Annotated in this window: 19 protein-coding genes and 1 pseudogene; 10 read left to right on the plus strand and 10 right to left on the minus strand. The window is 32.7% G+C overall.

Features of this window, described 5'->3' with window-relative positions:
• The first annotated feature begins 13 nt into the window (after positions 1-13).
• The 7 genes from ACI9TV_RS01375 (at position 14) to ACI9TV_RS01405 (ending at position 7,737) form a co-directional block, all read left to right on the plus strand.
• Positions 14-742, plus strand: coding sequence for a chemotaxis protein (locus tag ACI9TV_RS01375; RefSeq protein ID WP_415248968.1), 729 nt, complete (start codon positions 14-16; stop codon positions 740-742).
• Positions 742-2,034: a peptidase U32 family protein gene (locus ACI9TV_RS01380; protein WP_415248969.1), complete on the plus strand. Its 1,293-nt coding sequence runs from the start codon at positions 742-744 to the stop codon at positions 2,032-2,034. The genes ACI9TV_RS01375 and ACI9TV_RS01380 overlap by 1 nt, the downstream gene beginning before the upstream one ends.
• Positions 2,035-2,128: 94 nt before the next feature.
• Complete coding sequence (locus ACI9TV_RS01385) at positions 2,129-3,997, plus strand: PhoX family protein (protein ID WP_415248970.1); 1,869 nt, start codon at positions 2,129-2,131, stop codon at positions 3,995-3,997.
• 69 nt (positions 3,998-4,066) lie between these two features.
• A complete protein-coding gene (locus tag ACI9TV_RS01390; protein WP_415248971.1) occupies positions 4,067-5,764 on the plus strand; it encodes a hypothetical protein in 1,698 nt (565 codons plus the stop codon).
• A 43-nt stretch (positions 5,765-5,807) separates the two neighbouring features.
• On the plus strand, positions 5,808-6,308 hold the full coding sequence (gene purE, locus ACI9TV_RS01395; protein WP_415248972.1) for a 5-(carboxyamino)imidazole ribonucleotide mutase: 501 nt from the start codon (positions 5,808-5,810) through the stop codon (positions 6,306-6,308).
• An 88-nt stretch (positions 6,309-6,396) separates the two neighbouring features.
• Positions 6,397-6,873 carry a DUF3972 domain-containing protein gene (locus tag ACI9TV_RS01400; protein WP_415248973.1) on the plus strand — a complete coding sequence of 159 codons (477 nt, stop codon included), beginning with the start codon at positions 6,397-6,399 and terminating at the stop codon, positions 6,871-6,873.
• A 6-nt stretch (positions 6,874-6,879) separates the two neighbouring features.
• Positions 6,880-7,737 (plus strand): damage-control phosphatase ARMT1 family protein, encoded by an 858-nt coding sequence (locus ACI9TV_RS01405; protein ID WP_415248974.1) that lies wholly within the window; start codon positions 6,880-6,882, stop codon positions 7,735-7,737.
• Here the strand turns inward: ACI9TV_RS01405 and ACI9TV_RS01410 are convergent.
• From ACI9TV_RS01410 to ACI9TV_RS01425, 4 genes are read right to left on the minus strand one after another with little or no spacing between them, the layout of a single operon-like run.
• A complete protein-coding gene (locus tag ACI9TV_RS01410) occupies positions 7,732-9,669 on the minus strand; it encodes an EAL domain-containing protein (protein ID WP_415248975.1) in 1,938 nt (645 codons plus the stop codon). The two genes, ACI9TV_RS01405 and ACI9TV_RS01410, sit on opposite strands and share 6 nt — an antisense overlap.
• On the minus strand, positions 9,670-10,302 hold the full coding sequence (locus ACI9TV_RS01415; protein ID WP_415248976.1) for a hypothetical protein: 633 nt from the start codon (positions 10,300-10,302) through the stop codon (positions 9,670-9,672). It lies immediately after the preceding gene.
• Positions 10,303-12,426, minus strand: coding sequence for a TonB-dependent receptor plug domain-containing protein (locus tag ACI9TV_RS01420; RefSeq protein WP_415248977.1), 2,124 nt, complete (start codon positions 12,424-12,426; stop codon positions 10,303-10,305).
• Positions 12,407-12,970 carry a GNAT family N-acyltransferase gene (locus tag ACI9TV_RS01425; RefSeq protein WP_415248978.1) on the minus strand — a complete coding sequence of 188 codons (564 nt, stop codon included), beginning with the start codon at positions 12,968-12,970 and terminating at the stop codon, positions 12,407-12,409. The genes ACI9TV_RS01420 and ACI9TV_RS01425 overlap by 20 nt, the downstream gene beginning before the upstream one ends.
• 259 nt (positions 12,971-13,229) lie before the next feature.
• Here ACI9TV_RS01425 and glyQ point away from each other — a divergent pair, with 259 nt between their 5' ends.
• The 3 genes from glyQ (at position 13,230) to ACI9TV_RS01440 (ending at position 17,393) form a co-directional block, all read left to right on the plus strand.
• Complete coding sequence (gene glyQ / locus ACI9TV_RS01430; protein WP_415248979.1) at positions 13,230-14,111, plus strand: glycine--tRNA ligase subunit alpha; 882 nt, start codon at positions 13,230-13,232, stop codon at positions 14,109-14,111.
• An 85-nt stretch (positions 14,112-14,196) separates the two neighbouring features.
• Positions 14,197-15,159 (plus strand): A/G-specific adenine glycosylase, encoded by a 963-nt coding sequence (locus tag ACI9TV_RS01435; RefSeq protein ID WP_415248980.1) that lies wholly within the window; start codon positions 14,197-14,199, stop codon positions 15,157-15,159.
• Entirely contained in the window at positions 15,156-17,393 is a 2,238-nt protein-coding gene (locus tag ACI9TV_RS01440) for an AAA family ATPase (protein WP_415248981.1), read from the plus strand. Before ACI9TV_RS01435 ends, ACI9TV_RS01440 begins: the two co-directional genes overlap by 4 nt.
• 5 nt (positions 17,394-17,398) lie before the next feature.
• Here ACI9TV_RS01440 and ACI9TV_RS01445 read toward each other — a convergent pair whose 3' ends face one another.
• From ACI9TV_RS01445 to ACI9TV_RS01470, 6 genes and pseudogenes are all read right to left on the minus strand, one after another.
• Positions 17,399-18,295 (minus strand): protoglobin domain-containing protein, encoded by an 897-nt coding sequence (locus ACI9TV_RS01445; RefSeq protein WP_415248982.1) that lies wholly within the window; start codon positions 18,293-18,295, stop codon positions 17,399-17,401.
• A gap of 11 nt (positions 18,296-18,306) precedes the next feature.
• Positions 18,307-18,840 carry a ribosome hibernation-promoting factor, HPF/YfiA family gene (hpf, locus tag ACI9TV_RS01450; protein WP_415248983.1) on the minus strand — a complete coding sequence of 178 codons (534 nt, stop codon included), beginning with the start codon at positions 18,838-18,840 and terminating at the stop codon, positions 18,307-18,309.
• Between the two features lie 57 nt (positions 18,841-18,897).
• Positions 18,898-19,395, minus strand: coding sequence for a hypothetical protein (locus ACI9TV_RS01455; RefSeq protein WP_415248984.1), 498 nt, complete (start codon positions 19,393-19,395; stop codon positions 18,898-18,900).
• Entirely contained in the window at positions 19,371-20,324 is a 954-nt protein-coding gene (locus tag ACI9TV_RS01460) for a prepilin-type N-terminal cleavage/methylation domain-containing protein (protein WP_415248985.1), read from the minus strand. Before ACI9TV_RS01460 ends, ACI9TV_RS01455 begins: the two co-directional genes overlap by 25 nt.
• The gene (locus ACI9TV_RS01465) at positions 20,324-20,932 is read right to left on the minus strand and encodes a prepilin-type N-terminal cleavage/methylation domain-containing protein (RefSeq protein ID WP_415248986.1); all 609 of its coding nucleotides are present in this window, start codon (positions 20,930-20,932) and stop codon (positions 20,324-20,326) included. The genes ACI9TV_RS01460 and ACI9TV_RS01465 overlap by 1 nt, the downstream gene beginning before the upstream one ends.
• Positions 20,926-22,147, minus strand: a pseudogene (locus ACI9TV_RS01470) (hypothetical protein); the annotation flags it as partial. The pseudogene ACI9TV_RS01470 and the gene ACI9TV_RS01465, both read right to left, overlap by 7 nt.

The following is a 22,147-nucleotide window of genomic DNA, read 5'->3' on the forward strand; positions in this document are numbered from 1 at the left end:
TGGAGAAATTTATATGACTCAAGAAGAATTAGATGCTTTAATGGAAGATGCAGCGGATGATATTGATGCACTAGGAGATGAATCCGGTGATGAAATTTCTGATGAAGATCTAGAGAATATACTTGGCTCTGATGAGGCGATTCAAGAAGAGAGTGAAGAGGCCATAAATAATAGTAATCCTCTTGGCTATACTGATGAAACTTCACACCATTGGCCACTTCCAGCGACTGATGAAAACAAAATGGTTCATCAGCTAGATGACGTAACGAAAGAGAGTGAAGAAAAAGCCTCAGAAATTTTTGACATTATTGAAGGCATAAGTAATGATTTGATGGACAGAGAAGAAAATATATCTTCTATTGTGGAAGTACTTGGCTCTAATGTAGAACTTTTTACAACATTAAGTGCAAAATTTCCCGAAGTAAAAGCCTTTAACGAGCAACTAGAAAAAAATAAGAAAGCTCTTAAGGAAGCAAGTGAAACAATAGAAGTACTTCAAAATAGTGGAGATTCTATTATGAGTGTTATGGATATTATGCAATACCAAGATATACATCGTCAAAAAATTGAACGTGTAATTAATGTAATGCGTTCGCTCGCAAAATATATGAATACTCTTTTTGAGGGTAAAATTGATGATGAAAATAGAGTTTCATCGGCAACACACATTGTAGGTGATGAAAATCATGATCTAGCCTCAACAGATGATATTGAAGCGCTTCTTGCTCAGTTTGGAAATTAATGAAAAAAGTAGAATTATTATCTCCTGCGGGAACTTTAGAAAAATTAAAAATAGCAATTGATTTTGGTGCTGATGCAGTTTATGCAGGTGTTTCACACTTTTCTCTTCGTATTCGTTCAGGCAAAGAATTCTCTATGGAAGATTTTGCTGCAGGTATAGCTTATGCTCATGAAAGAGGTAAAAAGGTTTATGCAACTATTAATGGGTTTCCTTTTAACTCTCAACTAAGTCTTCTTAAAAAACATATTATTGCAATGGCTGAATTGAAACCAGATGCTTTTATAGTAGCTACTCCTGGTGTACTTAAATTATGTCATGATTTAGCACCTGGAATGGCACTACACCTTTCAACACAAGCTAATGTTATGAATGTACTTGATGCTCAGATTTATCATGAAATGGGTGCTACTCGTATTATTACGGCTCGTGAAATATCACTTAAAGATTTAGTTGCGATTAAAAAAGAGCTTCCAGACTTAGAGCTTGAGGTTTTCGTTCATGGATCGATGTGTTTTGCATACAGCGGAAGATGTCTTATATCAACGCTTCAAAGTGGTCGTGTACCAAATCGAGGATCATGTGCAAATGATTGTAGATTTGAGTATGAAATGTATGCTGCAAACCCTGATACTGGTACACTTTTTAGACTTGAAGAGGAAGAGGGTGTTGGCACATATATCATGAATGCAAAAGATTTAAATCTTGCTTCTCATATGAAAGAGATTCTTGACTCTGGTGTAGTTGATTCGGTAAAAATTGAGGGACGTACAAAGACGGCAAACTATGCTGCGACAACTGCAAAAGCATATAGAATGGCGATTAATGATTACTATAGAGAAGAATTTAATGAGGATAAATACCAGTATGAACTTCAATCTTTACAAAATCGTGGATATACAGATGCCTATCTAGTTTCTCGTCCTTTTGAAAAAAATGATACACAAAGCCTAGATTTTTCTATGCAGTTCGGAACACATCAAGTAAGTGGTATTGTGACTGAGGGAGGAACGCATTATCTATGCAAGTATAAAACATTTCCTAATGATGAGATGGAAATCATGGCACCTCTTGGTTCTGAGATTGAAATAGTAGATAATGAAATTGGTTCTACATATGAGAGAGATGGCAAAATGTATATGCAGTTAAAGCAGATACTTGCAGAAAGTAAAAAAGTTTTAGATGCAGTACATAGTGGAAATACAAACCCTATAACACTCCCTACAACAATGCCAGTATATACTTTTTTAAGAGTACCTGTAAATGCAGATATGGGAACAAATCCTAAAAAATAGCTTATTCTCTATGTAGCCAAAATGTCTACTTTACGAATTCTTTCTGTAATACGTGAAATATATACTTCTTCCCATATTATATATGGAGAAGTAAATGTACAAAATTTCAATAGCAGCTAGTATAGCACTAGCATCATTAACAATAGTTGGTTGTAGTTCAGATGGTTCTCAAGAAAAAGAAGTAAAGGGTATTGCATTTACTCCTGTGGAACTTTCATCAAATGACACACAAAAACGCTCTATGAGAGTTTCTGATACGCTTACAGTTAGTTATACTGACAATACAACGCAAGAATACCCATTAACATATAAAACATTAGCAAAAATGGGTGATACTATTGGTACAGGTACTATCGGCCTTATGACTGATAAAAATGATATGCCTATTTTAAAGTCAGATGGCTCACAAGATATCTCAGATGGACCTGATGGAAACTCACTAATAAATGTTGGTGGTAAATCTTATTTAGTAACACATATGGAAGAACGTCCAGGTGAACTTTATAACACTGAACTTACATTAGAAAATGGTGCTTTAGTACCAGTAGAGACAAAACCAGTTGACTTATCTGCAATTGGCGGAACGATTATTAATTGTGCTAGCTCTAAAACAACATATGGCTCCCATTTAGGCGGAGAGGAAGATTATTCATTAAACTCAATCTTTGCAGACACTGCTTCCCCTTTTTATGCCGATTGTGCATTAGATGGAACTGATAATGATACATCAGGCGAATCTAACTATTTTTGTTCATATGTAAATGGTATGCAAAAATATCTCGGTGATACTAATATTGATAAGACAAATGGGTATAACGGAGATTATTTCTCTCCATATAATTATGGTTATATCGTTGAGGTTCAACCACAAGCAGATGGAACTACGAAGTCTTCTAAGCACTATGTAACTGGTAAATATACACCAGAGTTAGCAGCGATGATGCCAGATGGTAAAACTGTGTATATGTCAGATGATGGAACAGCAAAAGGTTTCTGGAAGTTTGTTTCAGATACAAAAATTGACAGTTTTAAAGCTGATTGGGAAGGTACGTTGTATGCTGCTAAAGTTGCACAAACATCAGCAGAGAATGGCGGTAGCTTTGACCTTTCATGGGTAGAATTAGGACATGCAAAAGACAGTGAAGTTAAAGCTTTAATTGATTCTAAAATGAAATTAACAGATATTTTTGAAATTGCTAAGCCTGACGCAGCTGGAACATGTGCTACTGATTTCACAAGAGTTTATGAAGATTCTACAATAGAGTGTTTAAAATTAGTGCCAGGTCAAGAAAAAGCAGCGGCTTTCTTAGAATCTCGTAAATATGCAGCATATAAAGGCGCTACGACTGAGTTTAGAAAAGAAGAAGGCTTAACATATGATAAAGATAGCAATTCTCTTTATGTAGCTATGAGTTCGATTGAGAAAAGTATGGAAGACAACTATAAAGGCACTGAACCAGCTAATGATATCAAACTAGCTAAAAATATTTGTGGAGCTGTATATAAAGTTTCTTTAGATGCAGATTATAGTGGTACAAAAATGGAAGCAATTGTTGTTGGTAAGCCATTAGGTGTTAATGATAACTATGCTGATGAATGGACTTGTTCTCCAGAAGGAATTTCTAATCCTGATAATATCACTTACATTGGGCATAACACATTACTAATCTCAGAAGATACAACAAAACATGTAAACAATATGTCATGGGCTTACAATACAGTTGATAAAACTATGACTAGAATAGCTTCTTTACCGATTGGAGGTGAAGTTACTGGTGTGGATACAGGTGTTGTTGGGAACAAAGGTTTTCTTTTGATTAATACACAACATCCATTTAAAGACAACCCAAAAGCGGCTGATGGCACAAAACCAAATTCAGCACTCATTGAAAACGCTACTGACGAGCAGCTAAAAGCTGAAATAGGTTATATTGATGGTATTCCAAGTAATATTTTTCAATAAGCTTTTTAATCAAGACTTCTTGTCTTGATTACATTTTTTCTTCAATTTAATTTCCTTGGGACAAACATAATGAATCAATTTTTTATATTTTTTACAATCAGTATATTATTTCTAGCTTGTGCAGATAATTCATCTGTAAATTCAACGGATAAGATAAGTTATCTGCAGAACTTAGAAAACGATAACAACATTAGCTATGACAAGATAATCAATACAAGAGCAAGTTATATAACTTCAATGTGTTATACAAAAACTGAAGATAATGTAACTGGAGCTATCTCTAATCCGTGTTATAGTTGTCATACAGTTGGAAAGATTCCAAATTATTATAACGATACAAACCTACAGCTGGAATACAACTTCCCACATGAAATTATGAAAAACCCATATATAAATCTTTTTAAAGATCGAAGTGTGGAGGTACAAAAAATTAGTGATGAGAGTATATTAGAGTATGTGAGAGAATCAAATTATATTGACACAAACGGCACAATAATTTTAGCCGATAAACTCCCAGAATCGTGGAAAGGGTATAAGCCAGATTGTTATTTCAATTTTGATGATGAGGGTTTTGATAAAGATAATAATAACGAGTACACATTATGGAGAGCATTTAGATACTACCCATTTTTAGGTACATTTTGGCCTACCAATGGTTCGACAGATGATGTGATGATTCGTTTAGCTAAAGTATTTTCGCAGGATGATAAAGGTAGTTTTGATTTGGAAGTTTATAAATTAAATTTAAAAATTGTAGAGTCTTTGATTAAAAATAAAGATGTAAATTTACCGACTGCAATAGATGAAGTACTATATGGGGTGGATTTGAATCAGAATGGTACATTAGACTCTAGTACACAAATTATTATAACAACGTACGACAAAATGTCATATGTTGGCAAGGCCAAAGAATTTTTAGAAAAAGGTAATGTTCACTTGGCTCTAGGTTTATTTCCCGTAGGAACAGAATTTTTACATAGTGTTAGGTATTTAGACTGGGATAATACTAAGAATCATATTAAGATGTCTCAACGGATGAAAGAATTACGATATGCTAAAAAATATACTTGGAAAACATACAGTGAGATAAAGAGAATCGCTTCATCTGAATTACAAGAAGCTTTAGCATTAGACAATTCTAAAGCTGTTATGGCAACATTTAGAGGTAGTTATGAAGAGGGGCTAAACAATGACATCGGTTGGATATATCAGGGATTTATTGAAGATAAACAAGGTAGCTTAAGACCACAAACTCATGAAGAGACTATTAACTGTATGGGGTGTCATTCCCACCTTGGAACGACAACTGACTCTGTATTTGCATATCCTCGAATGCTTGATGGAATAGATAAAAATGCACACAACTACGCTTGGAACCATTGGAGCCAAAAAGGCATAGTAGGGCTAAAAGAACCTACTGTAAAATATAAAAATCATGCTTCCCAATATGAATATAGTTTTTATTTGCAAAATAATCATTCAGCAAATGAATTCAGAAACAATGATGAAGTACAGGAGAAATTTTTTGCTAAAGATGGAAAATTAAAACAAGAGATGATAGATCAGTTACACAATGACATATCAATATTATTATTTCCATCGTATGAAAGAACATTAACGTTAAATAAAGCATACAAGACATTGGTTGAAGAACAAAGTTTTATCTATGGTCGTAATGTAAGTAGTACTCCTATGCCAAATGTTTTTCAAGAAGTAAGGGAAGGACAAATGACAAATATATCAAGTGCTATACTAAGAGGTAATTAATTTTCGCTATAATTTCATAAATAAATTTATAGGAAAAGATTAAATGAAATTTGTATCAATTGTAATGGGTTCTAAAAGTGATTATGAGGTAATGAAATCGTGTTCTGACACATTTGAAGCTTTTGGTGTTAACTATGAGATGATTATCTCTTCAGCACATAGATCACCTGAAAGAACAGCAGATTATATTAAATCAGCTGAAAAAAAAGGTGCACAAGTTTTCATTGCTGCTGCTGGTATGGCCGCACATTTAGCGGGTGTCCTTTCTTCTAAAACTGTGAAGCCAATTATTGGTGTACCAATGTCTGCTTCTGCTCTTTCAGGAATCGATGCACTTCTTTCAACTGTTCAAATGCCAGCTGGTATGCCAGTTGCTACTGTTGCTATAGGTAAAGCTGGAGCAATTAACTCTGCATACTTAGCAATGCAAATTTTAGCACTTGGTAACGAAGAGTTATTAGTGAAGTTAAAAGAAGATAGAATAGCAAAAGCAAAAAAAGTTGAAATGGATTCTTCAGAAATAGAGACGATAATCAGCTTATAGGTAGAGGTTTCCTATCTTGGGGATAGGCAAAGCTTTAATGATTGAATATAGCTTGGACTAGTTCAAGCTATATGAGAAAGGAGTTACTGTGGAATGGCTTAGTGATGACGCATACTGTGAATTAACAGGTTTAAATATGGACGCCCTTGACGCTTTAGTCGAAGGTGAAAAGTTAACTGTAATGGTTCAAGATGGTATCAGAATGATTAATCCCTCTAAAGGTGCGGTAGATACGGTTATTCCTCAAAAACTTAAAGAACTAGCTCGAAGAAATACCCAAGAATTAGTTGTTCAACCTGAGTTTATCGAAAAAACTATTGGTACAATTATTAACCTTCATGAGAAAGTTCTTGATGCAAAAGATGAAACACTTGATTCTGTTCGAGTGGAAAATGATTTTCTCAAAGAGGCACTTAAATCTTTACAAGAGCTATACGATGAAGATAGAAACACAATAGCTACACTTACAGAACAGCTAAGGCTTTCACAACAAGAAGTTGAATTTATGCGAAGAAAATATAAACTTATGTGGAATAAAACTGTAGAAGAATATGCAGATAAGTAGACTCAAATGAATATAGATGAAGCTTGCGTTACTTGTATAATCAACCAAAGTGTAAAAGTTGCCCGTGCGATAGATGCAGATGAAAAACTTACCCAAAAACTTACATCAACCGTTGAAAATCTAAGTAAAGATTTTTCTTTTAAACAAAACCCACCAGAAATCGCATCCTATGTATATGAAAACATGGCAGAGATCGCCAATAAAAAAGACCTTTACGATGAGGTAAAAGAACTCTCAACACAAAAAGCTCTTTCTTTTGTACCCATCTTAAAAGAGAAGTTATCCATTACAGAGAACAAACTCTTAACAGCTACAAAGATAGCAGTAGCTGGGAATGTTATAGATTTAGCAGCGGCAGTTGAGTTTTCTTTAGAAGAAGAATTAGAAAAAATATTTCACACAGATTTTTCCCATAATGATATGGATATATTTCAAAAAGAACTTGAACGCGCAAAAAATGTAGTGCTTTTAGGCGATAATGTAGGCGAACATATTTTTGATTATATGTTTATTGAAACTTTACAAGAGTTGTACCCATCAATAGAGTTTACATATATGGTTAGGGGAAATCCTATAATAAATGATGTGACGATGAAAGAAGCACAAGCGTGTGGATTTGATACCTTATGTAATTTAGTTGATAGCGGCGTGAATACACCTGGCTTTTCGTATAATCGAGCAAATAGAAAAGCGCAAGAGCTTTTTGATAATGCTGATTTAATTATAAGTAAAGGTATGGGTAATTATGAGTGCTTAACTCCACCTAAAAGAGATAATATATGCTTTTTACTCAAAGTGAAATGTGGTGTTGTTGGATCAGCATTAGATAAAGAAGTAGGGGACATTATATGTAAAATGCTATGAAGTTAATTGTTCTTGAGGCTCTGCGAGGTGAAAACCTTGAGAGCGGTCTATATTTAATTCTTTAACTTTTTTATGTATTTCTTCATTGTGAACATACTCTGCTATAACAATTACATTTAATTTTTGGGCAAAACTTACAATCGTTTCGACAACCATTCTAGCGTTTAAGTCTTTATCTAAGTTTTTTATGAGTGACCCATCTATTTTAATATAGTCGATGTTGAGTTGAAGTAGATATGCAAAATTTGAATATCCTGAACCAAAATCATCTATGGCTATTCTACATCCAAAGGATTTCATTTCATCGATAAAGAGTGATACCTCTTCATAGCTTTCTATTCCTTCAGTTTCCAGGATCTCAAAAACAATTTTTTTACTTACATTGTATCTCTTGATATTAAATTTGATATAATTAACAATATCTTCATCAAGCATATCTTCAACTGATAGGTTAAGTGAAAAATCACAATCCAGATGTTCAAAGTATCGACAACTTTTTTCAATCATAATTTTTGTTAATTTCACATAGAGCTTACTTTTTTTAGCAATACTAAGAAAATGAAAAGGACTAATAACATTATTATTTTCATCAATTAATCGGATGAGACATTCACAACTTACAATAGCATTAGTTTTATTATCATAAATAGGTTGAAAAAATGGAACTATTTTATCCTTTTCAATAGCTATATTAATTTTTTTAACCCACTCAATATTATTCTTATATTGCTGTTCAACATTTAACTTTTCATCATAAAGTAAAAATGATTTACCACGTTTTTTAGCAGATTTTAGAGCAATATCTGCCTTTTCTAAAGCTTCCTGAGTTTGGAATGCTCCACCGAGTGTAGCCCTTATTGAAAGCTCATTTTCTTCGTGAAAGAAAACCATTTTTTCTATATCTAAAATCAAAGTTTTTGCGGTTTCTACAAAGCTCTTTAGTGAAGGTTTTTCCATGAAGAAGAGAGCAAATTCATCACCGCTAAGATGTATCAACGTAATATTTTTCTCCATCGATAACATACTTTCTAACTTATGTGCGAATGCTATTAAAACATTATCTCCAGCTAGTAGTCCAAAAAAATCATTTATCTCTTTAAAATCATCAATATTTATAATAAGTAGAGCACTATCTTTGAAGATATTAATGTCGTGTAGCAGACTTAGTCTATTTGGTAATTTTGTGAGAGAATTTGTGTAGAGTTGTGTGCGTAACTTTAATGTTTTTTCGCTTACTTTATCTTCAAGGTATCTGTTAATATTTTGTTGTTGTTCCGAATACTGCAATATGCTTTGCTGCATATTATTTAGGGCTTGTGAAATGAGGCCAATTTCATTGTTCTCTTCTATATAAGGAATATTAATCTTCTGATCTGGAGAATAATTTTTTAATGATTTTGCAATATTTTTTAGAGGAGATAAAAGTTTCTTTACATACAATCCAAATAGTAAAAAGAATATACTAAATGCAAAAATTACCTTCATAAGAAGGTTTCTATACCTATCTATCAATTTTTCATAGTTTTTACTTGAGTATACAAGGATTATACTACCTATTTTATTTTTAGAATTAGGTTGAAACAGATTCTTCTCTATGATAAAGGAGCTTTCGACATTTATGTTATATTCTCTAGATTTTTTTTCATTAATAATCTTGTTGTTTTTTAAAACTTTAACAGCTAGGATATTTGGATTTTCTATAAGTTGAAGCACTGTACTATCAATTCTGCTTTCCATACCAAGATATATATTGAGAGCAATTAATGGTTCAATTGTTCTTACAACTAGATTTGCTTTTTCTATTTCAACGCTGTAAAAAGCCTCTTTATTCATTTTTTCAAAAACACTAAAAATTATCAATATAGATGATATAAAGATGAATGATATTACTAAAATTATTTTACTAGAGAGCGATTTCATTTTTTCTTGCATTTAAATACTCCTGCTAAAACTTAATTTTTTTACTATATTTACATAAATGAGTTTTGGAGTTAAAACATCATTGAATATAATTTTCTCATTAAAAGTTTTGCTGTCAATAAATCGAACCATCTGTAATAAAGAATCAACAAAGTCTACATCTTGTGAAGGTATATTTCTTTTCTCAAGATAAAGTACGATAGACTTTTCTATTGATAATGAAAACATTAATCCATTTTTTAAATTATTAATGTCATACGAAAAAGATATTACACCTTTTTCTTTTGCAATAGTTGCTATTTTTTTAATATATTTGCCAACATGAAGTACATAGATAGAAGAAGCTTCTGTTCTTTGTGAAAAATCTGAAATTTCTACAAGGTTAATTCTATAAGCATATTTATCTAAGTATCCTTTGTATTTTGTATTTATAAAGTTATTTATATCCAAGGCTGTGAAATAATCACTCTTATCATAAATAATTGTATAGACTATTTTTCCATCTATTAGTTTATATTCTAGCTTTTTATCTAAAAGCATTATTTTAGGAAAAATGGAAGCTTGGGCCTTGAGTAGCACTTCATCATAATTATAGGCAAAGGCTAAATTAAAAAGAGCTAAATGAAGAAGAATTATTTTTTTCATTTAAAATTTCTTCTTTAGAGTTATGAGAAAATTTCTGCGTTCTTGTGTATAATCTTCACTATAGGTATTTGGTGGAGATGCATATTTTATATCTGCATTAAATAGATTTTTTACACTCAACATTAGGGTATAGTCATATTTTAAGCTTTTATAGCTCATTGTTGCATCTACAGTAGAATACGCATTTACTTTCTCACGGGTATCAGTAGATACTCTATCTTTTGAACTGACATATTTGGCAACACCGCTAAGTGCTAAAGTATGATCTATATCGTAAATATAGTATGCTTTTGCTAAGTGATGTGAAATATTTGGTATATATTCGCTTTCTCCAGTGTTTTTTATCTTTGCAGTTCCTGATACATAAGAATAGTTTAGATAGAATTTATCAAGAGAGGAAAAGTGACCATTGTACTCAAATTCTAAACCGTATATATTTGTATCTACAGCATTTTTATATTCGGGGTTTGTAGAGGAGTTAGATATTTGGTCTTTATTAAGAAGGTAAAAAAGGTTTGTTTGGAAATAGGTGTCACTCGAATAGGTCTTGATATATGCAATTTCAAAGGCATCTACTTTCTCAGGTTTTAAGTTGGTGTTACCTACTCGAGCACTGTTGTTTTTTGTAAACATCTCTTGCCATGAGGCATTTCTGTGAGAACGACTATATATAGTTTTAAATATATTTTCAGAATCTAGTTGGTAGACCATAGATATCCTAGGTTCAAATTCTGCATCTTGATATGAGGTTTGCTCATAGTTAAAGCCGTAGATAAAACTAATTTGATTATTAAATTGAAATTCATCTTGTAAAGAAAGAATCGTTATATTACGCTTAGCATTCTTATCAAAAAATGGTAGGGTCTCTGTATAATCAATAAGTGCCACATCACCTGTTGATCGATTGGAAAGTTTTGAAACCATACCTATTGTTTGCTCTTTACTTAGCCGATAACCAGCAGTAATATTATGTTTACCTATGCCGTCATATTGAATATAAGTAGATTGGTAGAGTGTTCTTTGCTTTGCTAAGTGTTCTGCATATGCTCCATTTGTTAAAGTTATGGGGATAATTGTGCCGTCTTCGCGATAGCTAATAATATCTATAAAATGCAAGCCATCTGGAATAAGCTTTGAATGAGAATCAAAGGTATCATATTTTATTCCTGCGTTAATATGGACTTTAAAGTCATTAATCTCTTTATTATAGCCGAGTTCAAGATAATAGCTTGGTAGTTTTAATCGATCGCTGTCTTGGGGTAATGCAAGATTGATACCGTATGCACTCCCTTGTGTATGATCAAGCATCCTTGCTTTGAGAGAAAAGTTTTTGTAAGTAAGGTTTAGTCCAAGAGAATAGTCCGTAAGCCATAATGGTGCGTCAGTATTTTTTGAAAGAGAAGAATTGTCTATAGCTAGCCCTGGAATACTAAGATTACCTTGTGAAAGGCCATCTGGTCCTGCGGGTAATTTTTTATTATCTTGTTGGTAGTAAAAATCTATATAAATTCTTAAATCTTTCTCTTTAAATGTTTTTACAAACCCACCCATTTTATAGTCATAAGAACCGTATTTAAAAACTAGTTTATTATCAGGTTCAAAACCATAAAAGTCTTCTGCGTAAGTGATTATATGTATAGAACCTGCATAGGCATTAACCCCATTTGTTTTGCTACCCGGACCTCTGACAACTTCGATTCTCTTTATCATCTCAACTGGAAGTCCTAGGTATTCTGAATAAGCATCAATAAAGAGGTTGTTGACCAATACATCATCTATAAAAAGTTTTGTTTGACCATATGCGAGAGAGTTTGAACCTCTGAAAATTGGTGTGATGGTATTAGCATTATCTGTGGCTATATCAATACCTGGAACTAATTCTAAAGCTTGTTTTAGATTGGAAATACCAAGTTTTTCAAGTTCTTTACCTTGAAATACAGAGATAATATAAGGCTGATAATGCTCATTTTGTTTTGTAAGTGTAGCTACTTTATTAAAATGTTCTATATCATTGGAGATAGAAGAGAGTATGTCATTTTCTTTGGCATTTAACTGAGTGAAACTTACTAATAGAAGTAGAACAAAAGAAAATTTTTGTATAGCACTAGAAAATTTCTGTTTCACATTCCTTCTCCCAGAGTTTGATGAGCTCAGGATTATCAGTCCCAAATTGTTTAGTATATAAAATGCATGGATATCGTGAACCAATAGAACCATGTGATGATTTGTTCGCTAACGTATGATAACATAGTTTATAGATTTTGAGCAGTCTTAAAAAATTTTCTTCAAGTGAACCGTAACTATACTCTACACCTAGCTGCATCATCTTAACAAACATTAACTTCTTAAGACCATTTATAATATTTTTTGTTGACTGCATACTTCTATATTTTGTAGCTATAAATATTCTTGACATCTCTGCGAGTTTATATCTTTCAAACATACTTTTATCAAAAGTCGAGCTATTCTCGGTTGGATACCCAATTGGTGAATGGTGGATCAGTCGTACTGTTGCAGATATATCTCCATCTTCGTCTAAAGCTACAAAATGTATTGAATAAGGATCATATTCGTCAGATTCTTCACAGTTTTTAATATTTGAACTATTGAGAGATTTAGGATATACCCCTAAAATAATTTTGTATCTGAATTGAAATACCTTTTTCAATAAATCTTTTTCTGTAACTTCTAAAAATGTAAAATTGATAGTGTCATCCTTATGTATGATAAAATATATATATACTGGTACTCCGATTTATTTATATAATATATAAAAGCAAAAATTATAGAAATAGATGAAGGTAAATGGCTAGATAAGTAATAAATATATATGATTTATTGATAATATTCTATCCATTTCTTTATTAATAAACAAGCATTCTAAGATATAATTACAGAATATTTTAATGTAAACTAATGAGGAAATTATGATAACTTTTAGCGAGATGTTACTAAAACTACAAGAATTTTGGATGAAACAAGGGTGTAATATTGTACAACCTTATGATATTTCTTCAGGTGCTGGAACATTCCACCCAGCTACATTTCTTCGTTCACTTGATTCTACTCCTTGGGCTACTGCATATGTAGCTCCATCACGTCGTCCAACAGATGGTAGATATGGTGAAAACCCAAATAGACTTGGGTCGTACTATCAGTTTCAAGCATTAATCAAACCTTCACCAGATAATATTCAAGAACTGTATCTAAAATCACTGGAATTTCTTGGGCTTGATGTTTCAAAACATGATATTCGTTTTGTAGAAGATAACTGGGAATCACCAACACTTGGTGCTTGGGGTCTTGGTTGGGAAGTTTGGTTAAATGGTATGGAGGTTACTCAGTTTACTTACTTTCAACAAGTTGGAGGGATAGAGTGTAATCCTGTTGCAGTTGAGATTACTTATGGAACGGAAAGACTTGCAATGTACCTTCAAGGTGTGGACAATATCTTTGATATCGTTTGGGGTAAGAATGAACATGGTACAACTTATTATCGTGATGTTCATAAAGAGAGTGAAATACAATTTTCAAAGTACAACTTTGAAGTTGCAGATACAGATATGCTTTTTACAGACTTTAATGCTAAATGTGATGAGTGCCTAAAAACACTAGAAGCAGGGCTTCCTCTTCCTGCTTATGATCTTTGTATGGCAGCATCAAATACATTTAATGTACTCGATGCAAGAAAAGCTATTTCGCAAACTGAGAGACAAAACTACATGTTGAAAATTCGTGAACTTTCTAAAGGTTGTGCAGAACTTTATAAAGCGCAAGAGCCAGAGCGTTTAGAGAGAGTAAAAGCTTAAAAAATATGTCGTAATGACATATTTTAACTTCATTTTTTAGAACTACATTATAATCAACGCATATTTTAATCCTTAGGAGTTCTTTTTGACACAACGCCAACTCCTACATTCTCAAAATAGTCTTTTATCATGGTATGTTACGGATGCAAGAAGTGAACTTCCTTGGAGAAAAACGTCTAATATTTATCATATTTACCTAAGTGAAGTGATGCTACAACAAACGCAGGTTTCACGTGTTGAAGCAGAATATTATCCAAGATTTTTAAAAATATTTCCTACTTTAGAGTCTCTCTCAAAAGCTTCCCTTGATGAAGTGTTTTCTCTTTGGAGTGGACTTGGTTATTATAGACGAGCAAAAAATCTTCATGCAACTGCACAACTTTGTCCTGATGGACTTCCTAATACTTCAGCAGAATTAGAAAAACTTCCAGGAATAGGAAGATATACTGCAAGCGCAATCTGTAGTTTTGGATATAAGCAGAGTGTGAGTGTAGTAGACACAAATATTGCAAGAGTCTTAGCCCGATTTTTTGCTAAAGTAGATGTAAAAGATAAAGAATTATGGGTTTTAGCGGATAACTATTTAAATCTAAAAAGTGCAACTGAGCATAATTTGGCTTTAATGGACTTAGGTGCTATGATTTGTACTCCTAAAAATCCTAAGTGCGATATATGTCCTTTAATTACTGGATGTATAGGAAAAGAAAACCCTGCCTTGTATTATAAAAAGAAAAAAATTACGTATGTAGATAAAGAACTTCACCACGCTATATGTATTGAAGATAATGCTATTGCAATGGTGAAGTCAAAAGAGGGTATGTATAAAGATATGTTAGAACTACCATCTCTTGAAGCACATAAACATGAAGATACTTGTTTAGGTACATTTAAACACTCTGTTACTCACTTTCGTTTAAAAGTATTTGTTTATCTTGTAGAAGATTTAGGTGAAGATATAACTTGGGTAGCATTAGATTCTATAGCTAGCGCGCCGATCTCTTCACTTACTCAAAAAGCTTTTGCAATGTATGAAAAGAGTGTAGCATGACAAAAACTCTCATCGGTCAAATAGATAAAGTTCTCTTTGAAGAAGAAGGCTTTTTTATTGCGGTACTTAAAAGTGGTGAAAAAGTTTCTGGAACGTACTTTGAAAGTGAGGTAGAGCATATAAAAGACTCTGCTATAACACTTACTGGTGTTTGGGAAGAGCATAAAAAGTATGGAAAAACTTTTAAATTTACATCAATTAAGGTGAACCAAAACCAACTTTTTTTCTTTTTAAATAAAATTGTAAAAGGTTTTACAAAAAAGTTATCCTCAGAACTCATTGAGACGTTTGGAGCAGAGGAACTCGTTAAAATTTTAGATAATGATATTGAGAGGTTACTAGAATTTAAAGGTATAAAAGAAAAACGTCTAAAAAAGATTCAAGACTCTTGGAAGAAGTTTCGTTCTATGAGAGAGCTTGGCGAATTTCTTTCTCCTTTTGATGTTTCCCCTGTTCTTTTAACAACCATTGCAACTGCAATGAAAGATGTAGATGAACCATGTTCTAAGATAAAAGATAATCCTTATGTACTTACTTCGATTAATTCCATAGGTTTTAAACGTGCGGATGAACTTGCACTTAAAATGGGCGTAGAGAGGACAGATGAGAATCGGATAGCTTCTGCTATGGATTATGTTCTTTTGAACTATTGTGAGCAACAAGGTAACTCTTGTGTAGCTAAAGATGTTCTTTTTCATGAGCTAAATGAGCTTCTTGTATTTAGCGGACATGAGAATATTTATGAATCTATTTTAGTGATGCGTGTAGCAGAACAACAAATCGTACAAATGAAAAATGATAGACTTTCACCATCAAGACTTTATGATGCAGAAAAGTTTCTTTATGATACATTTAACACGCGGGCAAAATTAGACAGTGGTGGATTCGTAAAAGATATAGACAAGTTTTTAGAAGATTCAGACTTGAAGTTAGGAGAGCAACAAAAAGAAGCGGTTATAAAGATAAATAATGGAGCCTCAATTCTTTTTTTAGTGGGTTATGCAGGAACGGGTAAAAGTACAACTTCTAGAACAATTTTAGAACTTATAAATACTAGATATGATAAAAAAGAGATAATGACTTGTGCTTTAAGTGGTATAGCCTCTCAGAGAATTTCTGATACCACAGGTTATGAGAGTGCAACAATACAGTCTCTCATAGTTAAACATGAAAAAAGTGATATGTTCCCTTATTCGGTTATTTTAATAGATGAAGCGTCTATGATTAACTCAACATTATTCGCACGTTTTTTGGTAAAGGTAAGTAAAAAAGCAATACTTATTATAGTTGGAGATGATGCACAACTTCCACCTATTGGTGCGGGAAATGTGCTTAGTGATGTTTTAACTTTAGAGTTAGCGCCCATAGTAAAACTTACAAAAATCTATCGTCAAAGTGAAGATCAAGCAATTACGCTGATTGCAAATGATATACGCAAAGGTGAAGTACCCCAGTATAGACAAAAATATGATGACTTTGAGTTTGTTGATGTGAGTATGCAAAACTACTATGGAATGAAAAATTCTCTCTCTTCAAATGAGCTTCAAGATATGCGTGAAGAAAATTCGCAAAACATTATCTCTGAACTACTTCACCGAGTTGTAGAGTCCATAGAAAAAGCAAGATATAGACTCAAAAATAAACAGATAAAAGAGTATCTTAATTATTTTCAAGTGATTACACCGATGAAAGGTGGTACCTTAGGTACAACAAACTTGAATAAAGTTCTACAAGAGTATTTTAATCCAAATCCGAAAAAGTGTGTTAAAAAGGGTGGGGTTGAATTTCGTTTGATGGATAAGGTTGTTCATATAAAAAATGAAAACATGACATCTTGGAGTGGAGAGGGTTTTAAGACTGGTGAAGACTCCAACCAAAGACGAATATTTAATGGGATGAGTGGATTGCTTTTTAAGATAGAAGAGGAAGAAGAACTTGTGCATGTTTTTTATCCAAATGAAGATGTAGTTGTAGTGTATGAATATGCTGAACTAAAGTCTTACTTGATGCTTTCTTACGCACTTACAATTCACAAAGTGCAAGGTATGGAGTATGATATCGTAGTTATCCCAATGACTTTTTCTCATTTTATCATGCATAACACGAAGCTTATATATACAGCAATAACAAGAGCAAAACATAAATGTATCTTGATAGGTGAAGGAAATGCATTTGAGAGTGGATGTAGAAAATTTGAAGCAACACGGCGTGATACCGTGTTGTTAGAATTATAAAAAGTTTAAGCTTTCTTCTTCGCCCCAACTAACCAGTAAGATACCGCTAAGCAAACGATAACTCCACCGATAATCAATAAGTCTTCACCTTTCTCTGAAGATAAAGAGTATATGAGTACTTTTCGTATAAGTGCTGCCATGGCAAGCATGATAAAAGCACCTATGGCAAAGCCTTTGCCTTGTAAGTGGTTTATTTCTTCATGAATAAGCTCAATAGAAGCCCAAAGTACGAGTAAACTTCCAAGTACCGTTAGGATTCCTTTTTCTATTTTTATATCACTAAAAAAGAGTAAATATATATCATAGACAAAAAGACCAATTGCGAAAAAAGCAACAATTGCAAGTGCCGCAGCTAAAAAATAATTTATATAAGAATTGAATTTTTTCAATCCAATTAAAATATTCTTTTCTATTTTAGATAAAGATAGAAATTTACCTAATTCTTCTTCTCTATATGAACTTGTCAAGGCATCAAGGTTCATATCTACGATTTTCTCAACTGCTAAAATTTCTTTAAGATGCTGTTCTTTATTTTCAAAATTTTCTTCTAGATTTTTTATTATAAAGGTACGTACAAAAGTAAAAGCAGAGTTTACATAGTAAGTAGGCAAGCCAATTTTTACATGAACTTCACCAACTTTATAAAGGTACATAAAATATTGTAAATCATACTTACCACAAAATAAGTGAAGAAACCAAGCTCGTATCTTTCCTTTGTGATATGCAATAATCTCTTTATTTTTTAAAAATTGTGCGGTTTTACCAAAACCCCAAATATAGTCATAAAATTCATCTATAAACTTGTCTACTACTAGCATCATTTTAGGCTGAAGAGTTTTTAAAATCTCTTCTTCTTCTGGTGTAAATTTATAATGCTGTTTTAGGGTTTGATAATTATCCATATGGATTTAGTCTAATATAGACCAAATTTCCCATCGTCACGTTTGTAAAGAACACGTGTTTTATCTTCATGGTCTAGGAAAATTTCAAATATTTTATCTGAGTCTTTTAGGTCATTTAAGACATCTTCAACTTCACGTGGTTTATAAAGTGCAAGCTCTACAGGCACAATCTCGTCTTCCATCTCAAGTGTAGCAGTTTTTACATCAACATTTTCAGCTTTTATTTCGTTGAGTCCAACTTTATGATGTCCTGCATCTTTGTCGTGCATTCTTCTCATAGCTTTTAGAGCGCGTGAAGTAGCGATGTCAATAGCTGCGTATAAATCATCGTCATTTTGCTTAATGATTACAGAGTTTTTATGTGCAAGGTTTATAACAAACTCAACAACTGAGTGTTCTTTTCCTTTTTTTGTTTGAGCAGAAGCTACAACGTTAACAGAGATGATGTCCATGTTAAACTTGTTAAGTGTTTCGATTGAAGTGTTCATATGAGCTTTAATAGCGTCAGTAAGTTCTAATTGTCTTCCAGTGAGAGAGATATTCATTCATAAATCCTTTTGTTACATATATAAATTATTATATCACGAAAAGGTTTATAAATACTAAAGTTTTTGAATACTTCTTCTAAAATATCTTATAGGTTCACTTGTGATTGTTGGATCATCAACACTAACTGTTATATCCATTAAAACTGAACCATTTTGCTCGTCGGTTGTAACATCTGCATAATTATCATTAGGGTCAAGGCAAGTGAATCCATCATAGACATATCGTACAGTTGTGACGACATTATAGATATCATCCGAGGTTGATGCATTTCTATTTAAATCCATTCTATATGCTCCAATATGATCTGAAGCTATTGTACAAGGTCCAGTTTTAGCAATATCTAGTAATGCTAATTCAGCTGCACTTTTTGAGACAAGTACAGCTTGTTCATAAAGGTATACATCAGTTGTTCTCTTACTTGTTTGTGCGGTCATAGATAAAGATAAAGCCATAATTGTACCAATGATTACAACAACCATAATCGCCATAATCATAGCTATACCAGATCTATATTGTGTGGATTTTTTTAAAAAATAGTTTTTTCTTTGCATAATGAATAATCCTCCACTAATTTACTGTTAACACATACTTGAATTTTTATGACAGAGCCAACTGATTTAAATTGAAAGGTACTTACATTTTCCATTATGATTGCTTTTTTAGTTATATGCCCTATCGCATTTGGGTTATTCGTGCCATTATCATCATATCTATGGAGTGACCATGGCTGGTAATCATAATAAAGCATTAAAGTACCTGTGTTATTATCGGTCGCATTCCAATCACTTATACCTACAGCATACGCTGTCCATGCTAATTGATAATATTCATATACATCTATTCCTGTAAAGTTACCTATGATTGGTGCAAATGAATTAATTGAAGGTGCTGTAACGTGGTGCATAGAACCAGTTTGCGTATCTAGTACATTTACTTGAGTAGCAAGATTGCTATCCCAACCGTAACCCGTTTTTATATCGCTGTCGGCACCGATGAAATATAGAGCAGAATCATTGATATCCCTAGCTCCATTTGATAAGGCTTGTATCATAAGATTGATTGATGTAGCATTTGTTTCGGGTGAAAATAAGTTCATATTATTTGAGTTTGTATGATACAAATCTATTATCCCACTCCAGTATGGTGAGGAGTTTCCTCGAAAGCTATCTATATCCGCACCTACCCATTCAAGAATATTATAATCCTTCTCAGTTCCTAAAATAACGGTACTTCCTATACCTTCATAGTTAGCAAAAACATCACTTTGCCTTTTGATAGTAGAATCTTTAATCCTGTATTGTAGTCGTGAAGCAATAGATTCAACAGCCATTTTACTTTGAGATTGCAAGTTATGGTTTACATTTGAGAAAATAAAACCTTTATATGATTGTGCCAAAAACTCTACACCAAATTTTCCAATAATTCCCATTATTATAATTACAAAAATAAGTTCAATCATTGTAAAGCCAAGTCTACGCATCAAAAAGTCCTCTTAAAGTAATCTATTTCACCAATATTCGCACTTTGAGTTCGAAGCACTGTAACCGTTTTCCCTGCGTCTTTTATGGTAGAAGTAATGGTTTTGATATTGCTACTTCTATTTACTGCAATAGCACTAGTGTAAGTATCTTTATATCCGGAAGCTTCCGTGACTTGATCAGTAGTTAAATTTGTATCTAGCTGTATCATATCATTAATTGCGGATACCCCTGCAATAACTGTATTATCAGCCGGACCAACGAGAGTGGCATTTTCGTCAAGACATCGCCTATGATAAGGTTGACTTATATGACCAGGCCTTAGTCTCGTAGTTGCATTACAGTCTCCATCAATGTCGATAACACGAGAGAGACTACTTAGATTACTGTCGAACATAGAATTTCCATCCCAGTATCCACCAGTAACCCCTATAAGTTCTGCTGAAGAAGCAAAGATAGCTTCTTGGACTAAACTATTCTCAATTCCTTTACTCGTTATTTGTGTTATAAAGGGAAGTGATATAACAGAAATAGCAATAATAACAATAGCAAAAATAAGCTCTATCAGGGTAAAGCCGAATTTTTTATTATGCTTTGAAATTCTTACCACATACTTCTCCTATTTGTTTTTACAGCATTTGGATCTTTTGTAGTTGTATTTATATCTGCTTCACCACTCCAACTCGTTCCTACTTTTTCAAACTCTACTGGAAACTGCGTTGTATTTATATCATCTCTATTATAAATTAACCAGTTAGAAGTGTTGATATCCATCGTTGTTTTGTATGGGTATCCCTTAGAAGCATCATAACTAATATCTACCGTGGTTGGAGTGGTTTGTTGAAGAGAAGTTGTATCTACTATATCATCTGTAGCCATGCTACCACCTACTTGTACAACAGAACTTACATTTCCATCTCTATCAGTGCTATGATTTGGGTTGATATACCATCGTGCATCATCTGTTCTCTTTAGGTTGTTGGGAAATCCTTGAAGAAGTGATGGGTCACAAGTACTTCCAAAACAAAAGACTTCATAGTAGATATTTACGGTTTTATTGTCTTCATCTGTAACTATTTCAAATCTTTGTCTACCCGCATGTGTTTTACCGTAGTAGTGTGTTATATCTAATCTTTGTGTAGTAGACTTATTTATATCTGCATATCCCGTGGCATTATCATCTGATATGAGATTTGCATTAAATTTAGTACGTGAGTCACTTACTTTAAAAGTTTCAAAAGTAACTTTCTCAGGATTGGCAGTTTCATTAACCTCTCTATTGTAATTTAATCTAGTTGTAGTGTCCAAGATACCATCCATATCTTTTTCAAAGTAAGCGTTTGTAGTAGTTATATTTATATCTCTATTTATTCCGGCAGGGATACTACTGTTAATATCAGGTGTTGTTGTTATTTTTTGTCCGCTTGCATTATAATCATTAAAATTATAGTTATAAAAAAGTGCTGTATTGCTAGTGTCTGACTTACTTATATTGATATCAATAGGTTCTGCATAACAACTTGTAACAAAATTACTTAGACCACTCGAGCTATATTTACCTTTTGCTGTTATTACGGTATTTATTTGCACTGACATATTTTCATCTTTATTGATATCTGACATATAAATAAATGCATTGTTGAGGGGTGCTGTAATAAAAGTCTCTCCTAAAGTTACATTTGTTACAACACTGAACTCATAAGGATGAAATTCTATGTCATAGTCATTATATAGAAGGTTTGAAGTACTTCCTGTATGAGTACTGCTTATATTACATCCAATGAGTGTATTTGATAGAGTGGTCGAATCTGTTAAGTCTACTGTT

Origin of the sequence: Sulfurimonas sp. (assembly GCF_047622445.1) — a bacterium.
Classification (GTDB): domain Bacteria; phylum Campylobacterota; class Campylobacteria; order Campylobacterales; family Sulfurimonadaceae; genus Sulfurimonas.

What these genes read in the sequence shown, in the direction of transcription:
- ACI9TV_RS01440 (WP_415248981.1), top strand. Translation starts at nt 15,156, where the DNA reads ATGACAAAAACTCTCATCGGTCAAATAGATAAAGTTCTCTTTGAAGAA.
- ACI9TV_RS01405 (WP_415248974.1), top strand. Translation starts at nt 6,880, where the DNA reads ATGAATATAGATGAAGCTTGCGTTACTTGTATAATCAACCAAAGTGTA.
- glyQ (WP_415248979.1), top strand. Translation starts at nt 13,230, where the DNA reads ATGATAACTTTTAGCGAGATGTTACTAAAACTACAAGAATTTTGGATG.
- ACI9TV_RS01415 (WP_415248976.1), bottom strand. Translation starts at nt 10,302, where the DNA reads ATGAAAAAAATAATTCTTCTTCATTTAGCTCTTTTTAATTTAGCCTTT.
- ACI9TV_RS01390 (WP_415248971.1), top strand. Translation starts at nt 4,067, where the DNA reads ATGAATCAATTTTTTATATTTTTTACAATCAGTATATTATTTCTAGCT.
- ACI9TV_RS01460 (WP_415248985.1), bottom strand. Translation starts at nt 20,324, where the DNA reads ATGCGTAGACTTGGCTTTACAATGATTGAACTTATTTTTGTAATTATA.
- ACI9TV_RS01410 (WP_415248975.1), bottom strand. Translation starts at nt 9,669, where the DNA reads ATGCAAGAAAAAATGAAATCGCTCTCTAGTAAAATAATTTTAGTAATA.
- ACI9TV_RS01445 (WP_415248982.1), bottom strand. Translation starts at nt 18,295, where the DNA reads ATGGATAATTATCAAACCCTAAAACAGCATTATAAATTTACACCAGAA.
- ACI9TV_RS01375 (WP_415248968.1), top strand. Translation starts at nt 14, where the DNA reads ATGACTCAAGAAGAATTAGATGCTTTAATGGAAGATGCAGCGGATGAT.
- hpf (WP_415248983.1), bottom strand. Translation starts at nt 18,840, where the DNA reads ATGAATATCTCTCTCACTGGAAGACAATTAGAACTTACTGACGCTATT.
- ACI9TV_RS01380 (WP_415248969.1), top strand. Translation starts at nt 742, where the DNA reads ATGAAAAAAGTAGAATTATTATCTCCTGCGGGAACTTTAGAAAAATTA.
- purE (WP_415248972.1), top strand. Translation starts at nt 5,808, where the DNA reads ATGAAATTTGTATCAATTGTAATGGGTTCTAAAAGTGATTATGAGGTA.
- ACI9TV_RS01385 (WP_415248970.1), top strand. Translation starts at nt 2,129, where the DNA reads ATGTACAAAATTTCAATAGCAGCTAGTATAGCACTAGCATCATTAACA.
- ACI9TV_RS01455 (WP_415248984.1), bottom strand. Translation starts at nt 19,395, where the DNA reads ATGCAAAGAAAAAACTATTTTTTAAAAAAATCCACACAATATAGATCT.